Consider the following 23,020-nt stretch of genomic DNA (forward strand, 5'->3'; position numbering starts at 1 on the left):
CTAGTGGCGGATCGCCTGACGGTGCGCGGAGCGCGAGAGCACAACCTCAAAGGGGTCGATATCGACCTACCTCGCGACAGTCTCATCGTGTTCACCGGGTTGTCCGGGTCCGGTAAGTCGTCGCTGGCGTTCGATACCATTTTCGCCGAGGGACAGCGCCGCTATGTCGAGTCGCTGTCGGCGTATGCCCGGCAGTTCCTCGGGCAGATGGACAAGCCGGATGTGGACTTCATCGAGGGTTTGTCGCCCGCGGTCTCGATCGACCAGAAGTCGACCAACCGCAATCCGCGGTCCACAGTCGGCACGATCACTGAGGTCTACGACTACCTGCGCCTGCTCTTCGCACGCGCGGGCACGCCGCACTGCCCGACCTGTGGCCATCTCATCGAGAAGCAGTCGCCGCAGCAGATCGTGGACCAGGTGCTGGCCATGGAGGACGGCATCAAATTCCAGGTGCTCGCCCCCGTGGTGCGCACTCGCAAGGGTGAATTTGTCGATCTTTTCGAATCGCTGCACGGGCAGGGCTACTCGCGCGTGCGGGTCGACGGCGTGGTGTATCCGCTCACCGAGCCGCCGAAGCTGAAGAAGCAGGAGAAGCACGATGTCGAGGTGGTCGTCGACCGTCTCGCCGTGAAGTCCAGTTCCAAACAGCGCCTGACGGATTCGATCGAGACGGCGCTGCGGCTGGCCGACGGCATCGTGGTGCTCGATTTCGTGGATCGTGATGAGCACGCGCACGATCGGGAGCGGCGCTTCTCCGAGAAGCTGGCCTGCCCGAACGGCCATCCCCTCGATATCGAGGATCTGGAACCGCGCTCGTTCTCCTTCAACTCGCCCTACGGGGCGTGCCCGGACTGCACCGGCCTCGGTATCCGCAAGGAGGTCGACCCGGATCTTGTTGTGCCCGATACGGAGTTGAGCCTGGGCGACGGCGCCATCGCACCGTGGTCACGCGGGCAGACCGCCGAATACTTCACCCGGCTGCTGTCGGGTCTGGCCGAGGCGCTGGGCTTCTCCATGAAGACGCCCTGGGAGGACCTGCCGCTCAAGGCCCGCAAGGCCGTGCTGGAGGGCAGTTCCGAGCAGGTGCACGTCTCCTATACCAACCGGTATGGCCGGAAGCGTTCGTACTACGCCGATTTCGAGGGTGTGATGCCGTTCCTGCAGCGGCGTATGGAGAACACCGAATCGGAAACGATGAAGGACCACTACGACGGGTACATGCGCGATATTCCGTGCCCGGTGTGCAACGGTGCGCGGCTGCGGCCGGAGATTCTCGCGGTCACGCTGCGGGCGGGGGAGCAGGATCTGTCCATTGCGGACATCTCCGAGCTGTCCATCGGCGGCGCGGCCGACTTCCTGAACTCGCTGACCTTGGACGACCGGCAGGCAGCCATTGCCGCGCAGGTGGTCAAGGAGGTGCAGGCGCGACTGGGCTTCCTGCTCGATGTGGGTCTGGAATACCTGTCGCTCTCGCGCGCCGCGGCAACGCTTTCCGGTGGTGAGGCACAGCGCATCCGGCTCGCGACACAGATCGGCTCCGGTCTGGTCGGTGTGCTGTACGTGCTCGACGAACCGTCGATCGGCCTGCACCAGCGCGATAATCGCCGCCTGATCGAAACCCTCACCCGGCTCAAGAATCTCGGCAATACCCTGATCGTGGTGGAGCACGACGAGGACACCATCCACGCCTCGGACTGGGTGGTCGATATCGGCCCGCTGGCCGGTGAGCACGGTGGCCGCGTGGTGTACTCCGGGCCGTATCCGGGGCTGCTGGAGAACGAGGAATCCCTCACCGGCGCATACCTTTCCGGGCGGATGAATATCGAGATGCCGCTGCTGCGGCGGCCGGTGGACAAGAAGAAGCAGCTCACGGTGGTCGGCGCCACCGAGCACAATCTGCAGAACGTCGAGGTGAACTTCCCGCTGGGCGTGCTCACCGCGGTCACCGGTGTTTCCGGCTCGGGTAAGTCGACGCTGGTCAACGATATTCTCGCGACGGTGCTGGCCAATAAGCTGAACGGTGCGCGGCAGGTGCCGGGCCGGCACACCCGCATCAACGGTCTCGACCATCTGGACAAGCTGGTGCAGGTGGATCAGTCGCCCATCGGCCGGACCCCGCGCTCGAATGCCGCCACCTACACCGGCGTTTTCGACAAGATCCGGACGCTGTTCGCCGCGACCACCGAGGCCAAGGTGCGCGGCTATCAGCCGGGCCGGTTCTCCTTCAATGTGAAGGGCGGCCGCTGCGAAGCCTGCTCGGGCGACGGCACTTTGAAGATCGAGATGAACTTCCTGCCGGATGTGTACGTCCCGTGCGAGGTCTGCCACGGCGCGCGCTACAACCGGGAGACCCTCGAGGTTCATTACAAGGGCAAGACCATTGCCGAGGTCCTCGATATGCCCATCGAGGAGGCGTCGGAGTTCTTCGAGCCGATCTCCTCGATCCACCGCTATCTGGCAACCCTGGTCGATGTCGGCCTCGGTTATGTGCGGTTGGGCCAGCCCGCGCCGACCCTGTCGGGCGGTGAGGCGCAGCGCGTGAAACTGGCTGCGGAACTGCAGAAGCGCTCCACCGGCCGCACCATCTACATTCTCGATGAGCCGACCACCGGCCTGCACTTCGAGGACATCCGCAAACTGCTCAAGGTCATCAACGGCCTGGTCGACAAGGGCAACTCCGTCATCGTCATCGAGCACAACCTGGATGTCATCAAGACCTCCGACTGGGTGATCGATATGGGCCCCGAGGGCGGCTCCGGCGGTGGCACCGTCATTGCCGAGGGCACCCCGGAAGATATTGCGGCCGTACCGGAGAGCTACACCGGCCAGTTCCTGCAGACGGTCCTGGACGCTCAGCCCGCCACACCCGCCAAGGCGATCGCCGCCAAGAAGGCTCCGGCCAAGAAGGCGGCAGCCAAGGCCACCGCCGAGAAGACGACCGCGCAGAGCAATGGTGTGCCCGCGAAAAAGACTGCCGCCCAGAAGAAGCCCCCAGCAGATGCCGCCGCGAAGAAGGCGGCAGCAGCACGCCGCAAGGCAGCCGCCCTCCGCTGATCCACGCGCCCCGGGCCGGGATACCGGGTCCGGGGGAGGGATGCCCGGTCCGGGAGTGGAATGCCGAGCCGGGGCGAGGAGCCCAACCTGTCATCCCGGCATGCTCTTGGCCGGGATCGACGGCAACGGGGATCATCTCGCGTGTGGATTCCGGCCGAAACACGCCGGGCTTCTGTCCGAACGCTGTTGCGTCTACAGCATGGCGGAGGGTGGGACGGCAGCCAGTCCGCCGTCGATGAGCAGATCCTGCCCATTGATGTAGCTCGCCTCTTCGGAGGCGAGGAAGGCGACTGCGGCGGCGACGTCCTCGGCGGTGCCGATGCGGGCGGAGGCCACAGCCGCAATGATGTCGGCATGCGCTGTGGCCGCGACATTCTCGCGGAACATGGGTGTCTCGATATAGCCGGGGCTCACGGAATTGACCCGAATCCGCCTGGGCGCCAGGTCGGCAGCAAAGGTGTGCGCCAGATTGTGCACGGCCGCTTTGGTTGCCGAGTACACGGAGGCGCCAGGTATCCCGCGATGCAGCGTCACGGAGGCATTGATCACGATCGCGGAGCCGTCGGCCAGGAGCGGAAGTGCCTGCTGGATGGTGAAGTACACACCCTTGAAGTTGATGTCCACCACCCGGTCGAACTCGTCCGCGGTGACGCCGCCCACCGGCTGGAACGAGGCGGCGCCCGCATTGGCGAAGACCACGTCCAGCCGCCCGTAGCTGGTCCGGATCGTATCGGTCAGAACCTCCAGATCGGCAGGGTCGGCCACATCGCCGCACACCACCAGAATACGTTCCGTCGCAGCCGCTTTCCCGAGGCTCTGGCCGAGTTCTGCGGCAGCGGAGTCGAGCCGGGTCTTGTCGCGCCCGGTAATGATCACGTTCGCGCTCTCGGAAAGCAGCCGGTGCGCGGTGGCCAGCCCCATACCGCTGCTACCGCCGGTGATGAGTGCGATCTTGTCCTGGAATCGAGAACTGTTGTACGTCATGGAGTTCAGCATCCCGAGCGTGTGCGACGGCAAACAGTGCGTAGTAAACCCGGGTCTGTCACCACCAGGCTAGGAGGGAATGCCTGCCCGCAGCAGTTCTTCGAGTCGTTCCTGCGTTGTGGTCCCGGGCTGCGGGTTGTACAGCTCCAGATACCAGCACGGGTGGTCGATGACAGCGAGCGTGGTGGTGTCGAAGTACATCGCACCGGCCTCGGGATGGTTCACGGCCTTCACCGCTCGAGTGGGGGAGGCCACATCGTGGCGGGTCCACAGCTCCGCGAATTCCGTACTCACCGCACTGAGTTCGGCGATGACCCGATCGAATTCGGGGTCGCCGGGCAGGTGTGCCGCCTCGGCGCGGAAGGCGGCCACGACCGAAGGCGCGACCTGTGCCCACTGCGCATGGCAGCCGCGATATCGAGTATTGGTGAAGAAGGAGACCAGGCAATTGTGATCGTCGTCGTCATACCCGAACGCCGCCCGCGTCGCGCTATTGATGGCGAGGATATTCCAGTAGCGGTCCCGCAGTAGCGCCGGTCGGGGTGCCCACGCGTCGATCAGTCTGCGCAGTTCCGGGCTGACCTCCGTGGCCCGAACCGAGTGTGCCGGTGGCGGATTGAGACCGGCCAGCACGAACAGGTGCGCCCGCTCCGGTTCGCTGAGCTGCAGTGCCCGGCCGATGGCCTCCAATACCTCGGCGGACACATTGATATCCCGCCCCTGTTCGAGCCAGGTGTACCAGGACACGCCGACGCCGGCGAGCAGCGCGACCTCCTCCCGGCGCAATCCGGGGGTGCGTCGTGTACCGACCGACACCACCCCGACGGCGCCAGGCGTCAGTGACGCCCGGCGCGTGCGCAGAAAATCCCGGAGCTGTTCCCGTCGAAGCTGTTTCGTTGCCGGTTCGCTGATCATATGTCGGGCAACAACGACGGGTTCGCGCTTACTCCGTGCCGATACCAGTCCTGCCGTCACGCGGGCCGAGGTGAGGTGGCCGCCGCGGAGCGCTACCTGCTCAGCGGTACCGGGCAGACGGGACGGTGACGCGACAGCAGTTCGCCGGCGGTCAGTCGTGTAGGTCGAAATACGATTTCAGCGCCGACCGTACGGAAGCCAGTGAATCCGGCGGTAGGACACCCTGGCGGCGGGTGAACCATGCGGCCGGGAACGCCACCATGTTGTACACCGCCACCACATCTGATGTACCGGGTATCGCCACGGTGAGGAGCCGCCGTTTCTCCAGGATCTCTCGACCCGGTTTCACCATCGCGACCGTCACCGGCCCATCCTGGAGAATTACGGCGGCCGTGGTGAGCACGACCACGGTGTGTTCGCGCTCGATATTGGCGACTTTGGCTGTGACAGTCCAGATTTCGCCTTGGCCCGCGGGTCCTTCACTCACCGGCAGCCCACATTTCCGCAGCTGCGGCCGCCGCGTCCTCGAAGAATGCGACCTCTTCCGGAGTGCGCGGCGTCGCGGCGATCTCAGCAACTTCGTCCCGAAGCATCTGATTTCGCACGGCGCGGTCGATATAGCTCGAGGCACGGCCGTGGCCGAGGGACCTCACGTGCGCGCCGGTGTCGTCGGACAGGCTCACGGATAGCTTCATCGTCATACCACCAACGGTAGCACCGACAGTAGGACCGCAGCGGATATGCGCTCATATCCGCAGCTAGGAGACGCCGAACCGACTGCTCCGGGCGTCAATGACGCCCGGAGCAGTCGGTTCACGCTTATTCCGTGCGCGATGCCAGCCCTGCTGTCGCGGTGGCTTCGGTGAGTTTGCCGAAGTCGAGTTTGACGAGCTGGTCGGCCAGGTGGAAGTAGCGGTCGTCGTGGGTGATGACGATGACCGTCTTCCGGCGGGCCTTGAGGTCGGCGAGGATCTCGGTGTAGAACACGTCGCGGAACTTGGGTTCCTGATCCGCGGCCCATTCGTCGAACAGGTAGATCGACCGGTCTTCGAGCAGAGCGGTCAAGAGCGCCAGCCGCTTTCGCTGACCCTGGGACAGATCGATGGTGGACAGTCGCCCGTCCTGCACGGTCACCTTGTGCGCGATCTGCAACTCTTCGAGGTAGTGCTGCACCTCGGCGTCGATGCCGGGACGATCGAAGCCCAGATAGTCCTCGAAGAGATGGAAATCAGTGAAGATGGCCGACGCGTTCTGCCGGAACCACTCGACATTCTCGTGATCGATCCGCTCGCCATTGAGCGACAGCGCGCCGGTGCGCGGCACATACAGTCCGGTGATCAGCTTGGCCAGCGTCGATTTGCCGCTGCCGTTGCCGCCCACGATGAAGGTGATCTGCCCGGGCTCGAAGGTGAGATCGATAGGCCCGAGCGCGAATCCGGCCGCGGCTTCGCTCGCATCGTCCGGCAGTGCGCCCATCGGCACCGGCCGCCCGTCGTGCCCGCCATGATCGACCCAGCGATGACCGTTCACATCCGGACCGGTGGGATGCCCGCCCCGCCGTGGCGGCGGTGGCATACCGGGGCGGTGTGCGCCGACACCTCCGGGATGCGATCCCGGTCCGCCGGGACCCCCGGGTGGGGGACCGTCGGGGTGCGCCCCCGGCCGGCCTGATCGTGCGCCGGGCCGTCCGGGATGCGATCCCGGGCCGTCGGGATGCCCGTTCGGACCCGCCGGGGGAGCGCCCTCGGGGTGTTCGCCCGGCTGTCCGGGATGCGAACCCGGTGCCTCGGGTGGTCCGTTCGGACCGGTCGGGGAAGCACCCTCAGGGTGTGCCCCAGGCCGATTCGGCTGTGCGCCGGGCTTTCCCGCACGCGCGCCCGGCTTGCCCGGCCCCGGATGCGGACCGCTTCCCGGAGTGGGACTTCCGGGCCCCTCCGGGAACGGTGACGGCGCTTCGAACCGGTACGTGTAGCCGACATTCGTCAGTTCCAGCCGGGCTTCGGTCACCGCGGGCCGCTCTGTGAAAGGCAGGTCACTCTCGTTGTGCACGGCCTCCATGGACAGGTTCATGCCGCGAATCTTCGCCAGCGCCACATCACCGCGCAGCAGGTCCGGAATCCGGTTCATGAAGTTCTGCATGGGCATGGCCAGGAAGGTCGTCACCAGGACGTAGCCGAACATCACATCGCCGGGCAGCTTGAGCGCCTTGGCGATCACGAACAGGATGAGTGCCATGGTGGCGAGCTGCAGCACCTGCCCGAAGCCTTGTGCCACAGCGAATTTGGACCCGGCTTCAACATTCTGCGCCCGCAGTTTCTCGGCCGAGCCGAGCAGGTGCCGGTCCATGAAGTCCTGGCGCCGGCCGCGGTGCAGCTTGAGCTCCTTGATGCCGAGCGTCACGGCCGTGAAGGCGCGCAGCAGGGCGTCGTCGTTCTCCCGCGCCTCGCGGTACAACCCGCGCACCCGCTTGAGAATCGTTTCGACACAGGCGATTCCGAGCAGGGTGCCCGCCACGGTGATCATGAACAGCGGCCCGGACAGAATCGACAGGTACACCAGGCAGCCGAGGATGGTGGTCACATCGATGCAGATGCTCGGGATGGCCGTCACCGCCTGCGACAGCGACCGCACATCCTCGGTCAGCGTCGCCATCAGGCGGTGCATGCCGAGTCGTTCCAGGTGTTCCAGTGGCGCCGAGACGATTCCGGAACTCAGGTCCGCCCGCAGCCGGTAGATGGCTTCCTGCGCGAGCCGGATCAGCAGCACCTGCGAGATGACACCGCTGACCAGGATGACCACCGCCGTGAGGGCGAAGTGCCCGAGCGTGGCGTCCGGATGCGGTCCGGGCGAGACGACGCCGCGGATCAGGGTCACCAGGTAGGTATTGGCGACACCACAGACGAGGCCGGCTGCGATTACGGCCGCGATCCGCATCCAGGAGATCGAGATGAGGAATCTGATGAGTTGCATTGGCTGCTGATTTCTTTGAATAGGGCTGTGCGCGTGGACTACTGGCGAACGATGTCGAAGACGATGCCCTCGAGGGTCACCCCGGGCGCGAAGGAGAACGCCACACCGGTCGAGATGGGCTTGCCGCTGCCGGCCTGCCGGATCATCTCCTCCAGCACGAAGATCAGCGAGACGCTGAGCATATTGCCGTAGCGCGCCAGCACATCCCAGCTCACCGCGGCCTGCTCGACCGGAATGCCCAGTGACTGCGCCGACTGCTCGATGATCTTGGGTCCACCCGGGTGGATGGCCCACAGGTCGATATCGGATTTCTGCAATCCATTGCGGTGCAGTACCTCCGAGACGACGGGGTCGACGCCCCGCAGGATGTACTGCGGCAGATCCTCCGATAGCTCGCAGGTGATGCCGTTGTCGTTGACGCCGAGCACGATGCCGTCCTCCGCATCGTCGAACAGGTAGCTGAAACTGTCCCGAATGACGATCTTGCCCGGCGCCAGCGGCTGCTGCACCTGGCCCGCGCCGATGACGACCGCACCGCAGCCGTCGCCGAACAGGCTGTGGATAATGACGTCGTTGATATTGTCGTCGAAGACGGCGTTGACCGAGCTGAGCTCGAGGCAGATGACCATCGCCTTCTTATCCGGGTGTGCCCGAACGTAATCCACGGCGGTACGCATACCGTTCATGGCGGCCGCGCAGCCCATGAAGTTCACCACGACCCGGCCGACCGACTTGGCCAGTCCGAGCTGCTTGACCACGGCCACATCCACGCCGGGCGCGATGAATCCGGTGCTGGTCACGAAGACCAGCAGCCCGATCTGGGTGGCCGGATCCGCCAGCCCGGCGATGGCCCGCCCGGCCACGTCCACGGCCAGCGGCACCGCGTGGTCGTAGAACAGGTTCATGCGCTCCCGGATGGTGGCCGGGCGCGAGCTGAACGGCAGGAACTCGGGATCGAGCGGATCGATTGCGAGCCTGCGGGTCTGGATCCGGGTCTTCTGGTAGATCCGCGGAATCCGCACCTGCTGTGCAGGATCGGAGAACCGCTCGGCGACTCGCGCTGCGGCCTCGGCCTGATCATGGATCCCGAGTGGCGAACCCGTTGCGATGCTTTCGATTACGCCGACCGTGGTCGGCGGCGCCGGCGGCAGCATGCGCTCGCCCGATCCGTAACCTTGCTCGTCCCCCGACGTGCGCAGAGCGGTCACGGTGGGCTGGGCCCCCGCCTCGCCAATGGTGATAGTCACGAAATTACTCCCCTTCTTTCGGTAAAAATATGCGCGTCGATCAGCGGAATCGGTTCACACCGTGCCGATTCCGGTGAATCCCTGAATCGTGTAGACAGCACAGGTCTTCAAGGCCGACGGCGCGAAATGCTCGCGGAAGAAACCCCAGTTCTGTTCCTTCGCATCGTCCGAGCGCGCCAACAGGTACGTCTGGATCTGCTTCGGGAAGCGGTCGGTGAAGAAGCTCTTCGCGGGCAGCCATTCGACATCGAATTTGGCTGCCTCCTCGCGCAATACGTCCTCGGTGGCGATATTGGCGAAGCCACTGCGCTGGTACGGCAGTACGTGGTGCACCCGGTGCGAGCTGAGCCCGGCGGACAGGAAGCAGTCCACGTAGCGGTTGCCGACCACCTTCAGGTCGTATGCCTGTTCCAGCTGATTGATACCCCAGTCCTCGGTATTGCTCTCCAGTTCCTCGGTGTCCACCTCGAAGTCGTGGCTGGCCACCACCAGGAAGGTGCTGATCCACAGCGAGATCACGAATTGCAGTGCCCAGGCCCAGAAGTCGCCCATCACGGTGAAGGCGATGAACTCGCCGAGCAGCAGGAACCGCACGCCGAACGACCCGATGAAGTGCGGCAGCGCGCCACCCCAGGTCCCGTACATATCCTTGATGCCCACCTTGCGGGTGAGGCGGCAGACGTCGAGCAGTCGGATGGTCATGCCGGTGAGCGTGTGCCCGAACTTGTGGATGGTGTGGATCGGCACCCGGTAGAGCCGGGGGATGCGCGTCATCATGGTGAAGACGTTCTTCTTGATGTCGACTTCACTCTGCGTGTGCGGGTGGTGCAGTAGCGCGTGACCGTCCGCGGTGACGAAAGCCAGTGCGACGTAATTGAAGTCGAAGGCATTCGTATAGATCTTGTTCATGCCCTTCTGGGCACGGTGGATCGCATAGTGGCCGAAGCCGGCCAGCGAACTGCGCAGCAGCACCATGGCGATCACGAAGACCGGCAACGGCATCCAGCTGCGCTCGAACAGGCGCACGCCCTGCACCGCGAAATACGCGATGGCCAGCAGTGCCACAACGATATTGAACGCCTTGTCCATCCGCTTGATGCGGGCGGCGAGCTCCGGCTCCTTGAGCCGCTTCTTCACCTGATGGAGCAGATCGTCCTTATTGTCGAAGCGGTACTGGGGCGTATCGCGCCAGCTGTCGAAGCCTTCCTTGAACAGGAAGTCCGGCGCATTGGCCTTCGGATGGATATCCTCCGGCACCGCCACGCGGTCGAGCGCGTACCGCTCGATCAGCTTCCCGATCCCCTCCGGGTTCTTGTGGTACGAACCGATAATCGATGTGATGTCACGGTTTTTCGTTCGCCCGATGAAGAACTCGCCGCCCGGATGCTTGGAAATCCAGTCGCTCAGGTCGTAGGCTTTGCCGTTGTAGACCCAGACGTTGGAAACCGGAGGTGGACCCGACGGCGGGGGTGGACGGAGATCCCGCTCCTCGGTGTCCGCGTGTTCGGTTGTCATCTCATTCCTCCGTGTCTGATCAGCCCTGCGCTCCGCTGATCAGGTTTCATAGCTACCCCGAAGCCATACGCACCCACAGCGTTCGAGCGATGCCTCGTTATCGTGCGTGCGGGGCCTTGTATTTCACCAATCAATTTCTTAAGCCCTCGACCAAACTGGACGGTCACGCGCATAGTCACACCACGAAATGCGGTCCGGGACTGCGGAAGACGGCAAAGTTGCCGCGTTCCGCGTTCCCGGACCGTTCCGTGTTCGGATGCCAGGCAGGCGCCTGATTAACCCGTCGGCTTGACGACCGTGACGGGCTTACCCCAGGCGGACAGCGTCAGATTCACATTGCCGGCGTCCTTGGTGACCACCGCGCGCACGAGATTCGGGCCGGTGCCGGGCGAAGCGGCCGAGGACGGCAGCGCCGAAGCGGAGGTCGTCGGCGGCGCCACATCCGCGATCCACAGCGTGATGGGCAGGACGCCCGCGGTCTGGCCGATACGCGGCACGACCGGGTCGATGACCGCGGTGTCGATGGTGCCGGTGACCTTGACGGTGTTCACGCCGTTGATGGTCTCGCGGGCCTCGGCCTTCGGGTTCTGCACCTCGGCGATGACGTGGGCCAGGCCCTTGTCCTTGTCCAGGATGACGCCCGGATCGTAGATCTTCTCGGCCGGGCCGACGGGTGCGTACTTGGTGCCGTCACCGGCGTACAGGGTCTTGTCGACGACCAGGAACTTGGTCTCGGTCCAGGTCGGGTCGTTCTCCTTGACGCGGACCTTGGCCTCGCCGAGGGCCTGGCCGGACCCCTGCGGCTGGTTGGTGATGTCGGCCTTGACGTAATCGACCGGCAGGTTCGGAATATCGGTGACCTGCAGGTCCAGGTGCACCGACTGCAGGGTCTGCGTGGTGCGTGAGGACTCGGCGATCAGTTGCGCGCCGTCCGGCAGTGGACCGGTGGCCGGTGCGCCGGCGGATGTGGTCGAGGTGGAACCGGAGTCGGACGAGGAGCAACCTGTCACCAGTGCGCCCATGAGGGCCGCCGCGGCCACCACGGCCGGGACGAGCCGGCGGCGGCGGTGCGAGGTCTGCGCACGCGCAGGGCTCTGCTCGAAAATGGAATCAATCATGTACAACCCCCGAAGGTTTCGTTCGCTGTATGCGGGCAGCTGCCGCTCCCCGCGTCGTAGTATGCAGCACTTCCACGACGCCCCGCTTGCTCGGACGCTACTCGAGCATCCAACCAGCACCACGTCCGCGTCGCCAAGGCTTTCCGTCCGGATATTCGCGAAAGCTGTTTCATTCGAGAAGTTTTCATGGCGTGACTACGGGGAAAGCAACCGCGGGGCAACAGGCTTTCGCGAAACGAGTTGATCAGCGTCCCTCCGCATCGACGCCCGGGGCGGCTCGAGCCCGGCGCACTCCGCAACGCCCGTGCTACCGCCGAAATCCTCGTGCGATAGATCTGCGGGTGATCGATCCGCGCGGCCGTCTCTTGATTGACCGATTCCGCCGGATCTTTATGAACGTACGTTCATGAACGAGCGTTCATAAAGGAGCGGGCTGTGACCGAGATCGTCAATACCGCACAGTCCGAGGCATGGAACGGCTACGAGGGTGAGCACTGGGCCGGTCATTACGACCGCTACGACGCCGTGAACGGTGGTTTCAACGCACCGCTGCTGGCGGCGGCCGGGATTGGCGAGACCGACCGGGTGCTCGATATCGGTTGCGGCAACGGGCAATTGACCCGTCTGGCGGCCCGCCGCGCGTCCGCCGGTGCGGCCACGGGCTATCGCGCGGGCGCTGCGGCCCGGCGGCCGCCTGGCCGTCCTCACCGTGCAGCCCCGGCCGGGCACCGATATCGGCAGTGTATTCGGTGCTGCCGCAACACAATTGGCGGGTATGGAGATCGGTCACGCCAGCGGTCCGTTCGCTGATCCGGACCGGATCAGCGCACTGCTGACCGTGGCCGGATTCACCGATATCGGCATCCGTCATATCGAGGCCGACGGCATCTGGGGACGCGATATTGCCGATACCGCCGAATTCGTCATGGGCTGGGGTCCGGTCCGCTCTCATCGCATGCTCGCCGACTTCGCCAATGACGGTCAGGTGCGGTCGGCCATTGCCGGGGCGCTCGAACCCTTCGCCACCCCGGGCGGTGTCCGCCTGCGCGGTACCGCCTGGTTGGTCACGGCGACCACGCCGCTACCGTAGGCCGCTATGTCACCGAGAAAGGCAGCGGCGCTGCGTGATAGCGACGACGATCGCGGCCTGCGCGACCACCTTGTCGCCACCGCCCAGCCCACGTCGACGCGCAGCACCGCGCTCTCGGGTCCACTGCCGCCCGCCGGTACCGCGACCGTCGCGGAAAATCTGGAGTCCTATCTACACGCGGGCCTGGCCCTGCACCGCGCAGTCGTCCCGGTCTTCGCCGGCCTACTGGCCACCCCCGCCGTCCTCACTCGCTTCGCCGAATCCGAAGAGCACGACCAGAATTGGCGCAATCTACTGGCGCGCTACCTCTCCGCCGAACGCGACCTCTGCCGCCTGGCCCCTGCCGTCGACCTCGACGCGGCCCTCGCCGTACTCGTCGGCATCTGCCACGACCAGGCCCTGACCGCCCTGCTCCCCGGCACCCCGCACACCCCGACCGACGTTCCCGCCGTCGTTACCACCCTGCTCACCGGAATCGGTACCGCCTGACGCGCCTCCCCGTCATCCCGGCATGCTTTTGGCCGCGATCCACAGCATCGGCGAACGAATTCGGCCCGGCACGACCGCAATCGGTCGTGCCGGGCCGAATCGGATTCGCGTATAGCTCAGTAGACGGGACCGGTGTACTTCTCGCCCGGGCCCGTACCGGGGGCGTCCGGATGCGAGGACGCTTCGCGGAAGGCGCGCTGCAGCGACTGCAGTCCGTCACGGATGGGACCGGCGTGCGGTCCGAGGTACTCGACGGACGCGGTGACCAGACCGGCGAGCGCGGTAATAACGCGCCGCGCCTCGTCCAGGTCCAGGTGCGGGCTGGCGGACGGATCCGGCTCGCCCAGGCCGAGCTTCTCGGCAGCCGAACTCATCAGCATGACGGCGGCCCGGCTGATAACCTCGACCGCCGGGATCTCGGCCAGCTCGCGTACGACTTCACCGTCGATGAGAGCCGATTCCTGCTCGTTCAAAGTCGCCTCACTCATGGGTAGAGCATCGCACCGACCAGGTTGTCCCTGGTCGAGGGGGCAGCCGATTCGGAGCTGCGGCGCACTGATGTTAGACTTTTCCGCGACGACCGCCCCAGACAGGTTCCTGTAACCGGCTTGGGGCATCAAGTGGAGCCCGACTCCCACCGTCTGCCGGTCTCGTACCAGGCTTGGCGGTCCGGTCGCCCATCCTTTACCGGGTGGGTACCTGTATGGGTTTAACCCAGATCAGGTGCGATGCGAGTTGTTTGCGTCGTAGATCGGTCGACTCGGGCCCCGTGTTGGAGAAATACCAACGCGGGGCTTTCGTGTTGAAATTGGGGTTGCAGTTACTGCTTGCGGTCGTTGACGAACCGCTTGACCTAGGAGGCCCCATCAGCACTGAGACTCGCATCAACGATCGCATCCGCGTACCCGAGGTCCGCCTCATCGGACCGGGTGGTGAGCAGGTCGGGATCGTGCGTGTTGAAGATGCATTACGCGTCGCCCTCGAGGCCGACCTCGACCTGGTCGAGGTCGCACCGGACGCGCGTCCGCCGGTATGCAAGATCATGGACTACGGCAAGTTCAAGTACGAGACCGCGCAGAAGGCGCGTGAGTCCCGGAAGAACCAGGTCCAGACCGTGATCAAGGAGCAGAAGCTCCGCCCGAAGATCGATGATCACGACTACGAGACCAAGAAGCGCAACGTTGTTCGCTTCCTGGACGCCGGGTCGAAGGTCAAGGTCACGATCATGTTCCGTGGTCGTGAGCAGTCGCGTCCGGAGCTCGGGTTCCGGTTGTTGCAGCGATTGGCCTCCGACGTCGCGGACCTCGGGTTCGTCGAAACCTCGGCCAAGCAGGACGGCCGGAACATGACCATGGTCCTCGCGCCCCACAAGGGTGCGAAGACGCGGGTGAAGGCACAGAACGAAGCGAGCTCGACGCCGCAGCGCAACAGTGCGCCCGCGGCAGCGGCTCCGGCTGCAGCCCCGGCTGCCGAAATTGCTGCCCCGGCAGCCGAACCGGCAGCTCCGGCTGTCGCGCCGGCAGCTGAGGCGCAGGCGGCCACCCCGCAGCAGTAATAACGATCATCCGGCGGCGCGCCCTGGTACGCCGCCGGCACGAGACAGATTGAGGAATCCATGCCGAAGATGAAGAAGCACAGCGGTGCCTCGAAGCGATTCAAGGTGACCGGCACGGGCAAGCTCATGCGTGAGCAGGCCAACCGCCGCCACCTCCTCGAGCACAAGTCGTCGCGCCGGACTCGCCGTCTGGAAGGCACGGAGGTCGTCGCGAAGGCGGACGTTCCTCGCGTCAAGAAGCTGCTCGGCCTCTAAGGCTGCATCAGCACCTCGCGTTCTCGAACGCCAGCAACCGACCCCTCCCGGGCGCAACCGCAGCGCCCGCCGATCGATCAAGGACTGACAAGTGGCACGCGTCAAAAGGGCCGTCAACGCTCATAAGAAGCGCCGTTCCGTACTCGAGGCCTCCAAGGGCTACCGCGGGCAGCGCTCGCGGCTGTACCGCAAGGCCAAGGAGCAGCAGCTCCACTCGCTGACTTACGCCTACCGGGACCGTAAGGCGCGCAAGGGTGACTTCCGCAAGCTGTGGATTGCTCGTATCAACGCCGCCGCGCGTCTGAACGACATCACCTACAACCGCTTCATCCAGGGCCTCAAGCTCGCGGAGATCGAGGTTGACCGCAAGATCCTGGCCGAGCTGGCCGTCTCCGACGCCGAGGCGTTCGCCGCTCTCGTCGCCCTGGCGAAGGCTGCGCTGCCGGAAGACGTCAACGCTCCGGCCGCTTAAGCCGGATTGCGTGACAACACAGCAGAATTCGGAACGACCCGTAGAAGCGCTCTCCGAGCGCAATCCGCGGGTCGTTTCGGCTGTCAAACTGCATCGGGCTCCGGTGCGCCGCAAGAGTGGGCTGTTCCTGGCCGAGGGCGCCAACTCGGTGGAGTCGGCCTTCGATACCGGGCGTATCGAGGAGCTGTTCTACTCCGCCAAGATCGCCGGCCGGGAACATCAGCTGGTGGCCGGTGCCGCCGCCTCGGGCGTGCGCACCACACTGGTGAGCGACCGGGCCGCGGAAATGCTGGGGGAGACCGTGACTCCGGCCGGCCTCTTCGCCGTGTGCCGTTCCGTGGATGTGCCGCTGCACGAGGTGCTCAGCGCTGCGCCGACCCTGCTGGCCGTGCCGGTGGAGATCGCCGATCCCGGTAATGCGGGCACCCTCATTCGTGTCGCCGATGCGGTGGGTGTGAACGGTATTGTGCTGGCCGGTGATTCGGTCGATCCGCACAATGGCAAATGCGTGCGGGCCGCCGCGGGCAGTCTCTTCCATGTCCCGCTCGCTCGCGAGCGCGACACCGAGAAGGTGCTGTCCTCCCTCGAACAGGCGGGCATCACCATCCTGGCGACAGCGGCGAAGGGCGAGGTCGACCTCGACGACGCCGATGAACTGCTGCGCGGACCGGTCGCCTGGTTGTTCGGCAATGAGGCACACGGCCTGGACCGTGCCATCGCCGACCGCGCCACCCACCGCGTGCGCATTCCCATCCACGGCCGCGCCGAAAGCCTGAATCTGGCTGCGGCGGCGTCGATCTGCCTGTACGCCAGCGCGCGCGTCCAGTACGCGGCCCGCTGACTCCACGCACCGACCACACAGCCCGTGTCCCCACCGCACGACACCGATAAGGTGTGTCCGGTAGGGACACGGGCTGTGTGGTCTGAATGGGTCGGTGCAGCCGCGTTCGATCGGGCGGCGCGAAACCGAATTCCCGGTTTGCTCAAGGGATTTCGGCTCGCGGGATAATCCGCCATTCGGCCCCGGATGTGGGCGGGGGCGAACGACAATGGGTGGGTTCTCATTTCGTCGGCATCGCTGCTGGGGGCGGCTGGTGCGACTGTGGGCGACCTCTTTCGGCGATCGGTTGGAAGAGGTTCGCCATGTCAGATTCGGATACCTCGGCCTTGCTCAAGGCTGATCGCATCTTCTTCAACGGCTCGATCGTGACGATGAGCGAGGGGGAGGCCGCGCCGCCCGAGGCGGTGGCCGTTCGCGGCGAAAAGATCGTCTTCGTAGGCGATCTCGCGGAGGCCGAGGCGCAGTGGAAGGGGAACTCCACCCGCATGCAGGATCTGCGGGGCGAGTGCCTGCTGCCGGGATTCATCGATGCCCACGGTCATATGGGTGGTGTCGGCCTGCAGGCGATGCTGGCGAATCTGCTCGCGGAACCCGACGGGAGAGTGGCATCCGTCGGCGATGTGGTCAGCACGCTGAAGGCGTGGGCGAAAACGGATGTCGGCAAGCGGTCGAAGTGGATTGTCGGTATGGGATACGACGATTCGCTCATCGGCGGTCACCCCACTCTCGACGATCTCGAAAAGGTGTCCGACGAGGACGGAGAGAACCGGCCGGTGCTCGCGGTGCACCAGTCCGCGCATCTGGGGGTGGTCAATAGAGAGGGACTGCGGTTGCTCGGCTACGACCTCGACACACCACAGCCGCTGGAGGAGACGGTGTTCGATCCGGCCTTCGATCTGGCCGTGAGCGGGCTGAACCCGCTCGACAGCGCCGGTCTCTACGCGGCGGGGCGTAAGGAGTACAGCAGATTCGGGTTCACCACCGCGCAGGACGGCGGGGTCAAGCGCCCGATACTGGATTATCTTCGGGGGCTGCAGAATTCCACCGGCCTTCTGATCGACCTCGCCGTGTATTTCAAGGCCTCGGAGCTGGAGACCGAAGCGGATTGGGATCGACTGGAGGTCAAGGACGGCTACTTCCGGGGTATGCGCCTCGCCGGAGTGAAGCTGGTGCTGGACGGTTCACCGCAGGGGCGGACAGCATGGCTCACGCAGCCGTATTTCCAGCCGGTGCCCGGAAAGCCGAAGGGCTACCGCGGCTATCCGATCCTCAGCGACGAGGACGCGAACGACAAGGTCTACCAGGCCTTCCGGCGCAATATTCAGGTCATCGCGCATGTCAATGGCGATGCGGCTATCGACCAGTTCATCGCGGCGGTCGAGTCGGCCTGTCAGCGGCTGGGGGAGCCGAATGCCGTGCACCGCAGACCCGTCGCGATTCACGCGCAAACGGCTCGACGGGATCAGATCGAGGCGTTCGCCCGGCTCGGCATCATCCCGTCGTTCTTCACCATGCACACCTTCTACTGGGGTGAGTGGTACCGGAGCACGGTGCTGGGAGGCGAACGCGCCGAGAATATTTCGCCGACCGCGTGGGCGCTGGAGAACGGTCTGCGCTATACCGCCCATCACGATGCGCCTGTCGCCCTGGCGAATTCGATCGCCATTCTGTCCAGTCAGGTCACCCGGGTGACTCGGACGACTTCGGCAGGTGGTGGGACTGTCATCGGCGCCGGCCAGCGGGTGTCGGTGCGGGATGCGCTCAGATCATTGACGAGCAATGCCGCGTACCAGTACTTCGAGGAGAAGACGAAGGGCACCATCGAAACCGGCAAATTGGCCGATCTTGTTGTGCTCAGCGTCGATCCGCTCGCGCTGGCCGAACCCGAGAACCTCAAATCCTGGGAGGACGTGCGGGTGGTGGAGACCATCCGGCGTGGCACGACGCGCTTCGGGTCGGGCACCCTGAAGGAAGCTGAGACCGGTCCGGAGGTCGCGAATCTGGGTGCGCTGGTGCAGTACCACTGCTGAGGGCCCGCGCCGGGAAGAGCCGGGAAGATCTGCCCTCAGGCCTCGCCGTAGTCGCCGATCAGCTCGGCGGCCCACGGCATTTCGATGGCGTCTGGTCCGACCAGCTGCATGGCGGTCATATCGGTGAGCAGCATGCCCATGGCCATGAACATGCGGACCTCTTCCACCGACGCGCCGGTCAGCTCGCGCACTATCTGGTAGATGCCGCCGAAGCGGGTGCGCACTGCGGTTCCGATCGTCGGATCGGCGCTTGCTGCGAAGCCGTGCAGCAGTATCAGAGGTAGTTCGCGTTCATTCAGGAAGTTCGTGTAGCTGGGGCCGATGGCGGCCAGTCGCTCCTCCGGCGTGGCGTCTGCGTGGACGCGGGAGGCGGCGACCCGGAAGTTCTCTTCGATCCGATCGCAGCTGTGGTTCACAGCCGCCAGGAACAGCTGCTGTTTGGTGCCGAAGAGGCGGATGACATACGGCTGCGAGACACCCGCCAGGCGCGCGATCTCATCGGTTTTTGTTGCGGCATAACCGGATTGGGCGAAAGCGACAACGGCAGCCTGAAGCACTTCCTCGCCGCGCTCACTGGCGGTCATGCGGGTTCTCGTCACGGCTTCGGCCTCCTCGTCATTGGGGAATCATAGTCACCATTGACATGTTATCAGTCGATGCATACTCTCTAGTTATCAGTCGATACCAACTAGGGATATGACATGACTGGAACACTCGAAACCTCCTCTGACGCAACGGGGGCGAGCGCGTCGCGCAAGCCGCCGCTGGCCGCCGTCCTGGCCGCAGTGGGCATCCCCATGTTCATGGCGACACTCGACAATCTGGTGGTCGCCAACGCGCTTCCGGTGATCAAGCACGATCTGGGCGCCTCCCTCTCCGACCTGCAGTGGTTTGTGAACGCTTACACCCTCGCGTTCGCATCGCTGCTGCTCACCGCCTCGGCGCTCGGTGACCGGCTCGGTCGCCGGCGGCTGTTCATGATCGGCATCAGCGTCTTCACCGCGGCCTCGGCGGCCTGCGCCGTGGCGTCGGAGCCGTGGATGCTGATCCTGTTCCGCGCGATTCAGGGCTTCGGCGCGGCCGCCATCATGCCGCTCTCGCTCACGCTGCTGTCTGCCTCGGTCCCGGAGAAGATGCGCAGTGCCGCCATCGGCATCTGGGGTGGCATCTCCGGGCTCGGCGTGGCGCTCGGCCCGGTGGTCGGTGGCGCGGTGGTGAGCGGCCTGAGCTGGCAGTGGATCTTCTGGCTCAATGTGCCCATCGGCATTGTCGCGGTGCCGCTGGTGGCCCGGGTGCTGAGCGAATCCTTCGGTGGTGCAAGGCGATTGGACGTGGTCGGGCTACTGCTCTCGGCGGGTGGCGTGCTCGCGGTGGTGTGGGGCGTCATTCACGGCGCGGACGACGGCTGGACCTCCGCCATCGTGCTGGGCGGAATACTCGGCGGCGCAGCACTTCTCGTGGCGTTCATTGCCTGGGAGTTGCGGGTCACCGACCCCATGCTGAACCTGCGCATGTTCCGCAACCGTAGCTTCAGCGTCATCAACACGGTCGCGTTCACCTTCGCGCTCGGTGTCTTCGGCTCGATCTTCCTGCTGGTCCAGTACTTCCAGGTGGTGCAGGGCTATACACCGCTGCAAGCGGGCATTCGCACCATGCCGTGGACCATGGCCCCGATGGTGGTGGCCCCGCTGGCCGGCTTGATCGTCGACCGTGTCGGCCCCCGTGTACTGGTCGCCGCCGGTCAGGTCTTCCTGGCCGCAGCCCTGGGCTGGATGGCCATGATCACCACGGTCGATGTCTCCTACGGCTCGTTCGTCCTGCCGTTCATCCTCGGGGGCGTCGGCATGGGCCTGACCTTCGCTCCCACCGCCACCGTCGTCATGGCGAGCGCATCCCCGAAGGATCAGGGCATGGCCTCGGGCGCGAATAATACGATCCGTGAGGTCGGCGTGGCCATGGGTGTCGCGGTGCTGGCGTCCGTCTTCGCCTCGCACGGCGGCTACACGACCCCGCAGAGCTACGTCGACGGCCTGGCCCCCGCCATCGGTGTCGGCGCCGTCATCGTGGCGGTCGGCGCGGTGATCGCCCTGTTCCTCCCCGGAGGCAAAGGCCGGATCGCGGAAATCACTGCTACTCGGCCTGATTCAGAGCCCGGGCTCGTTCCACTTCATTGATATGAGTTTCGGTCCACTGCCGCAGCGCGCTGATCGGTTCAGCGAGGCTGCGGCCCAGTGGCGTCAGCTGGTACTCCACTCGCGGTGGAATGGTGGGATGCATTGTGCGGGTGAGGAATCCGTCGCCTTCCAGGCTGCGCAGGGTGTGCGTGAGCATCTTCTGGGAGACACCGCCGATGCGGCGGGACAGTTCGGTGTAGCGCATGGTGTCCTGCTGCAGCAGCGCGTCCACCACGAGGATCGTCCACTTCCCGGCAATGTGGTCGAGGACCTGACGGGTGGGGCATTTGGGGGAGTAGACGTCGGCGGGCAGACCCGAGGATTCGACGAACGTGGTCATGCGAAGGAGAGTAGCGCACTATTTAGTGCCTACTTCACAAAGGGGAGTCACTCTCCAATAGTTAGTGGTATGAACAAGATGATCTCCGTCGCCGAAGCCATTCGCACCCGCCGCACCGTCCGGCACTACCGGCCCGATCCGGTTCCGGCCGCCACCCTGGAAGCACTGCTGGAACTGGCCATGGAAGCGCCCTCCAGCTGGAATCTGCAGGACCGCTCGATCGTGGTGGTCACCGAACCGGAGGGTCGCGAGGGCCTGGCCTGGGCCACCGGTGGGCAGCCGCAACCGCAGGAGGCCCCGGTGCTGCTGGTGTTCGTCGCGGAAACGCAAGCGTGGCAAGAGGATCGGGGCGATGTGTACGACCACGCCCGCCGCAACGGCGCCTGGAACGAGCAGTTCATCGCCGGATTCTCGGCCGCGTCCACCGAGTTTCAGCAGGGCCTCGCCGAGCGCGGGCTGCTGCGCGAGTACGCGGTGAAGGACGCCATGATCGCCGCCGCCTACATCATGCTGGCCGCCACCGAGCTCGGGCTGGCCACTTCGCCGATGAACGGCTGGGAAGAAGACAAGGTGAAAAAGGTGATCGGCATCGAGGATCGCCCGGATCTGTCCATCGCCCTGCTCATGTCGATCGGCTATTCGGCCGAGCAGCGCAGGCACCCCGGCCGGCGGGCCGTCGAGCGCACTGTTTTCCGCGAGACCTACCCGGTCGCGTGACCGGGTGCGGGCCGCGCGCACCACGCCGGGAGGGTGCGCGCGGCCTGCGATAAAAGCGGATGAACCGGGCTGATTACAACGACTACGATTCGACCAGCAAGAATGGGGCAGGAAATTCCGCCCGACCCGTACCAGCCAGGGGAGTGACGAACCATCGTGGCCGACGACATCGACCGTGCCGAGCAGACTGCGGCGCTGACCGAGGAATCCCTCGCCGCCGCCGCGGAGGCCGCTGAGAAGGCGTTCGCCGCTGCCGCCGACCTGGACGCGCTCGCGAGTGCGAAAACCGAGTACATGGGCGGAAAGTCGCCGATCGCGCTGGCGCAGCGCTCGCTGGGCACGCTGCCCAAGGAAGAGAAGTCCGAGGCGGGCAAGCGCGTCAATGTGGCCCGGCAGCGGGTGACCCAGGCGTACGAGGCCCGCAATACCGAACTGCTCGCCGAGCGTGATGCCGCGGTGCTGGTGGCCGAGGCCATCGATGTGACCCTGCCCGCGCGTCGCGGTGCGGTGGGCGCGCGGCACCCCATCAATGCCCTGTCCGAGCGGGTCGGTGATGTGTTCGTGGCCATGGGCTGGGAGATCGCCGAAGGTCCCGAGGTCGAGACCGAGCACTTCAATTTCGACGCCCTGAACTTCCTGCCGGATCATCCGGCACGCACCATGCAGGACACCTTCCACATCGCGCCCGAGGGTTCGCGGCAGGTGCTGCGCACGCACACCTCGCCGGTGCAGGTGCGCTCCATGCTTTCTCGTGAGCTGCCCATCTATGTGGTGTGCCCCGGTCGCACCTTCCGCACCGATGAGCTCGATGCCACGCACACCCCGGTCTTCTCGCAGGTGGAGGGTCTGGCCATCGACAAGGGCCTGACCATGGCGCATCTGAAGGGCACCCTGGACGCGTTCGCGCGCTCGCTCTTCGGCCCGAACACCACCACGCGCATGCGGCCCAGCTTCTTCCCCTTCACCGAACCGTCCGCCGAGGTGGACGTGTGGTTCGAGGACAAGAAGGGCGGTCCGGGCTGGGTCGAATGGGGCGGCTGCGGCATGGTGAACCCGAAGGTGCTCATTGCCAGCGGGATCGATCCCGAGGTGTACAGCGGTTTCGCCTTCGGTATGGGTTTGGAGCGGACTCTGCAGTTCCGCAACGGCCTGCCCGATATGCGCGACATCGTCGAGGGCGACGTGCGCTTCACGCTGCCCTTCGGCATCCAATCCTGAGTCCACCCCGCCTGAGCCCATCCCACTAATCGA

General features: G+C 65.3%; 22 protein-coding genes. 11 read left to right on the forward strand and 11 right to left on the reverse strand.

The window, feature by feature from the left end:
* Positions 1-3: 3 nt before the first annotated feature.
* A complete protein-coding gene (gene uvrA, locus JWN03_RS01460) occupies positions 4-3,057 on the forward strand; it encodes an excinuclease ABC subunit UvrA (protein WP_297608465.1) in 3,054 nt (1,017 codons plus the stop codon).
* A gap of 192 nt (positions 3,058-3,249) precedes the next feature.
* Here the strand turns inward: uvrA and JWN03_RS01465 are convergent, their stop codons facing one another.
* From JWN03_RS01465 to JWN03_RS01500, 8 genes are all read right to left on the reverse strand, one after another.
* Positions 3,250-4,041, reverse strand: a complete 792-nt coding sequence (locus JWN03_RS01465; RefSeq protein WP_297608468.1) for an SDR family NAD(P)-dependent oxidoreductase — start codon at positions 4,039-4,041, stop codon at positions 3,250-3,252.
* 69 nt (positions 4,042-4,110) lie between these two features.
* Positions 4,111-4,956 carry a helix-turn-helix transcriptional regulator gene (locus JWN03_RS01470; protein ID WP_297608471.1) on the reverse strand — a complete coding sequence of 282 codons (846 nt, stop codon included), beginning with the start codon at positions 4,954-4,956 and terminating at the stop codon, positions 4,111-4,113.
* A gap of 151 nt (positions 4,957-5,107) precedes the next feature.
* Positions 5,108-5,443: a hypothetical protein gene (locus JWN03_RS01475; RefSeq protein WP_297608474.1), complete on the reverse strand. Its 336-nt coding sequence runs from the start codon at positions 5,441-5,443 to the stop codon at positions 5,108-5,110.
* Positions 5,436-5,657 (reverse strand): hypothetical protein, encoded by a 222-nt coding sequence (locus tag JWN03_RS01480; RefSeq protein ID WP_297608477.1) that lies wholly within the window; start codon positions 5,655-5,657, stop codon positions 5,436-5,438. The genes JWN03_RS01475 and JWN03_RS01480 overlap by 8 nt, the downstream gene beginning before the upstream one ends.
* Before the next feature lie 118 nt (positions 5,658-5,775).
* Entirely contained in the window at positions 5,776-7,926 is a 2,151-nt protein-coding gene (locus JWN03_RS01485) for an ATP-binding cassette domain-containing protein (protein WP_297608480.1), read from the reverse strand.
* 38 nt (positions 7,927-7,964) lie between these two features.
* Positions 7,965-9,080, reverse strand: coding sequence for a type III polyketide synthase (locus tag JWN03_RS01490; protein WP_297608630.1), 1,116 nt, complete (start codon positions 9,078-9,080; stop codon positions 7,965-7,967).
* Positions 9,081-9,227: 147 nt separating this feature from the next.
* On the reverse strand, positions 9,228-10,688 hold the full coding sequence (locus JWN03_RS01495; RefSeq protein ID WP_297608483.1) for a fatty acid desaturase: 1,461 nt from the start codon (positions 10,686-10,688) through the stop codon (positions 9,228-9,230).
* Positions 10,689-10,963: 275 nt separating this feature from the next.
* Positions 10,964-11,806 carry an LppX_LprAFG lipoprotein gene (locus JWN03_RS01500; protein WP_297608486.1) on the reverse strand — a complete coding sequence of 281 codons (843 nt, stop codon included), beginning with the start codon at positions 11,804-11,806 and terminating at the stop codon, positions 10,964-10,966.
* A 649-nt stretch (positions 11,807-12,455) separates the two neighbouring features.
* Between JWN03_RS01500 and JWN03_RS01505 the strand changes: the two genes are divergently transcribed.
* Together JWN03_RS01505 and JWN03_RS01510 are read left to right on the forward strand one after the other, a co-directional pair.
* Positions 12,456-12,896, forward strand: a complete 441-nt coding sequence (locus tag JWN03_RS01505; protein ID WP_297608489.1) for a hypothetical protein — start codon at positions 12,456-12,458, stop codon at positions 12,894-12,896.
* 6 nt (positions 12,897-12,902) lie between these two features.
* Positions 12,903-13,385, forward strand: a complete 483-nt coding sequence (locus tag JWN03_RS01510) for a hypothetical protein (RefSeq protein ID WP_297608492.1) — start codon at positions 12,903-12,905, stop codon at positions 13,383-13,385.
* A gap of 116 nt (positions 13,386-13,501) precedes the next feature.
* Here JWN03_RS01510 and JWN03_RS01515 read toward each other — a convergent pair whose 3' ends face one another.
* Positions 13,502-13,873 carry a DUF1844 domain-containing protein gene (locus JWN03_RS01515; protein ID WP_297608495.1) on the reverse strand — a complete coding sequence of 124 codons (372 nt, stop codon included), beginning with the start codon at positions 13,871-13,873 and terminating at the stop codon, positions 13,502-13,504.
* A gap of 326 nt (positions 13,874-14,199) precedes the next feature.
* Between JWN03_RS01515 and infC the strand changes: the two genes are divergently transcribed.
* From infC to JWN03_RS01540, 5 genes are all read left to right on the forward strand, one after another.
* Positions 14,200-14,940 carry a translation initiation factor IF-3 gene (gene infC / locus JWN03_RS01520; protein WP_297608633.1) on the forward strand — a complete coding sequence of 247 codons (741 nt, stop codon included), beginning with the start codon at positions 14,200-14,202 and terminating at the stop codon, positions 14,938-14,940.
* Between the two features lie 60 nt (positions 14,941-15,000).
* Complete coding sequence (gene rpmI / locus JWN03_RS01525; protein WP_297608498.1) at positions 15,001-15,195, forward strand: 50S ribosomal protein L35; 195 nt, start codon at positions 15,001-15,003, stop codon at positions 15,193-15,195.
* A gap of 91 nt (positions 15,196-15,286) precedes the next feature.
* Positions 15,287-15,667 (forward strand): 50S ribosomal protein L20, encoded by a 381-nt coding sequence (rplT, locus tag JWN03_RS01530; RefSeq protein ID WP_297608502.1) that lies wholly within the window; start codon positions 15,287-15,289, stop codon positions 15,665-15,667.
* Positions 15,668-15,677: 10 nt separating this feature from the next.
* Positions 15,678-16,508 carry a TrmH family RNA methyltransferase gene (locus JWN03_RS01535; protein WP_297608506.1) on the forward strand — a complete coding sequence of 277 codons (831 nt, stop codon included), beginning with the start codon at positions 15,678-15,680 and terminating at the stop codon, positions 16,506-16,508.
* A gap of 302 nt (positions 16,509-16,810) precedes the next feature.
* The gene (locus tag JWN03_RS01540; RefSeq protein ID WP_297608510.1) at positions 16,811-18,538 is read left to right on the forward strand and encodes an amidohydrolase; all 1,728 of its coding nucleotides are present in this window, start codon (positions 16,811-16,813) and stop codon (positions 18,536-18,538) included.
* Positions 18,539-18,573: 35 nt separating this feature from the next.
* Here the strand turns inward: JWN03_RS01540 and JWN03_RS01545 are convergent, their stop codons facing one another.
* Entirely contained in the window at positions 18,574-19,137 is a 564-nt protein-coding gene (locus tag JWN03_RS01545) for a TetR/AcrR family transcriptional regulator (RefSeq protein WP_297608513.1), read from the reverse strand.
* Positions 19,138-19,239: 102 nt separating this feature from the next.
* Here JWN03_RS01545 and JWN03_RS01550 point away from each other — a divergent pair, with 102 nt between their 5' ends.
* Positions 19,240-20,712 (forward strand): MFS transporter, encoded by a 1,473-nt coding sequence (locus JWN03_RS01550; protein ID WP_297608516.1) that lies wholly within the window; start codon positions 19,240-19,242, stop codon positions 20,710-20,712.
* Here JWN03_RS01550 and JWN03_RS01555 read toward each other — a convergent pair.
* On the reverse strand, positions 20,669-21,052 hold the full coding sequence (locus JWN03_RS01555; RefSeq protein WP_297608519.1) for a winged helix-turn-helix transcriptional regulator: 384 nt from the start codon (positions 21,050-21,052) through the stop codon (positions 20,669-20,671). The genes JWN03_RS01550 and JWN03_RS01555 overlap by 44 nt on opposite strands.
* Before the next feature lie 69 nt (positions 21,053-21,121).
* On the opposite strand from JWN03_RS01555, the gene JWN03_RS01560 reads away from it, so the two are divergent.
* Positions 21,122-21,769 carry a nitroreductase family protein gene (locus JWN03_RS01560; RefSeq protein WP_297608522.1) on the forward strand — a complete coding sequence of 216 codons (648 nt, stop codon included), beginning with the start codon at positions 21,122-21,124 and terminating at the stop codon, positions 21,767-21,769.
* Positions 21,770-21,925: 156 nt separating this feature from the next.
* Positions 21,926-22,987, forward strand: coding sequence for a phenylalanine--tRNA ligase subunit alpha (gene pheS / locus JWN03_RS01565; protein WP_297608525.1), 1,062 nt, complete (start codon positions 21,926-21,928; stop codon positions 22,985-22,987).
* Positions 22,988-23,020: the final 33 nt, after the last annotated feature.

Source organism: Nocardia sp. (assembly GCF_025465275.1).
Taxonomy (GTDB): domain Bacteria; phylum Actinomycetota; class Actinomycetes; order Mycobacteriales; family Mycobacteriaceae; genus Nocardia.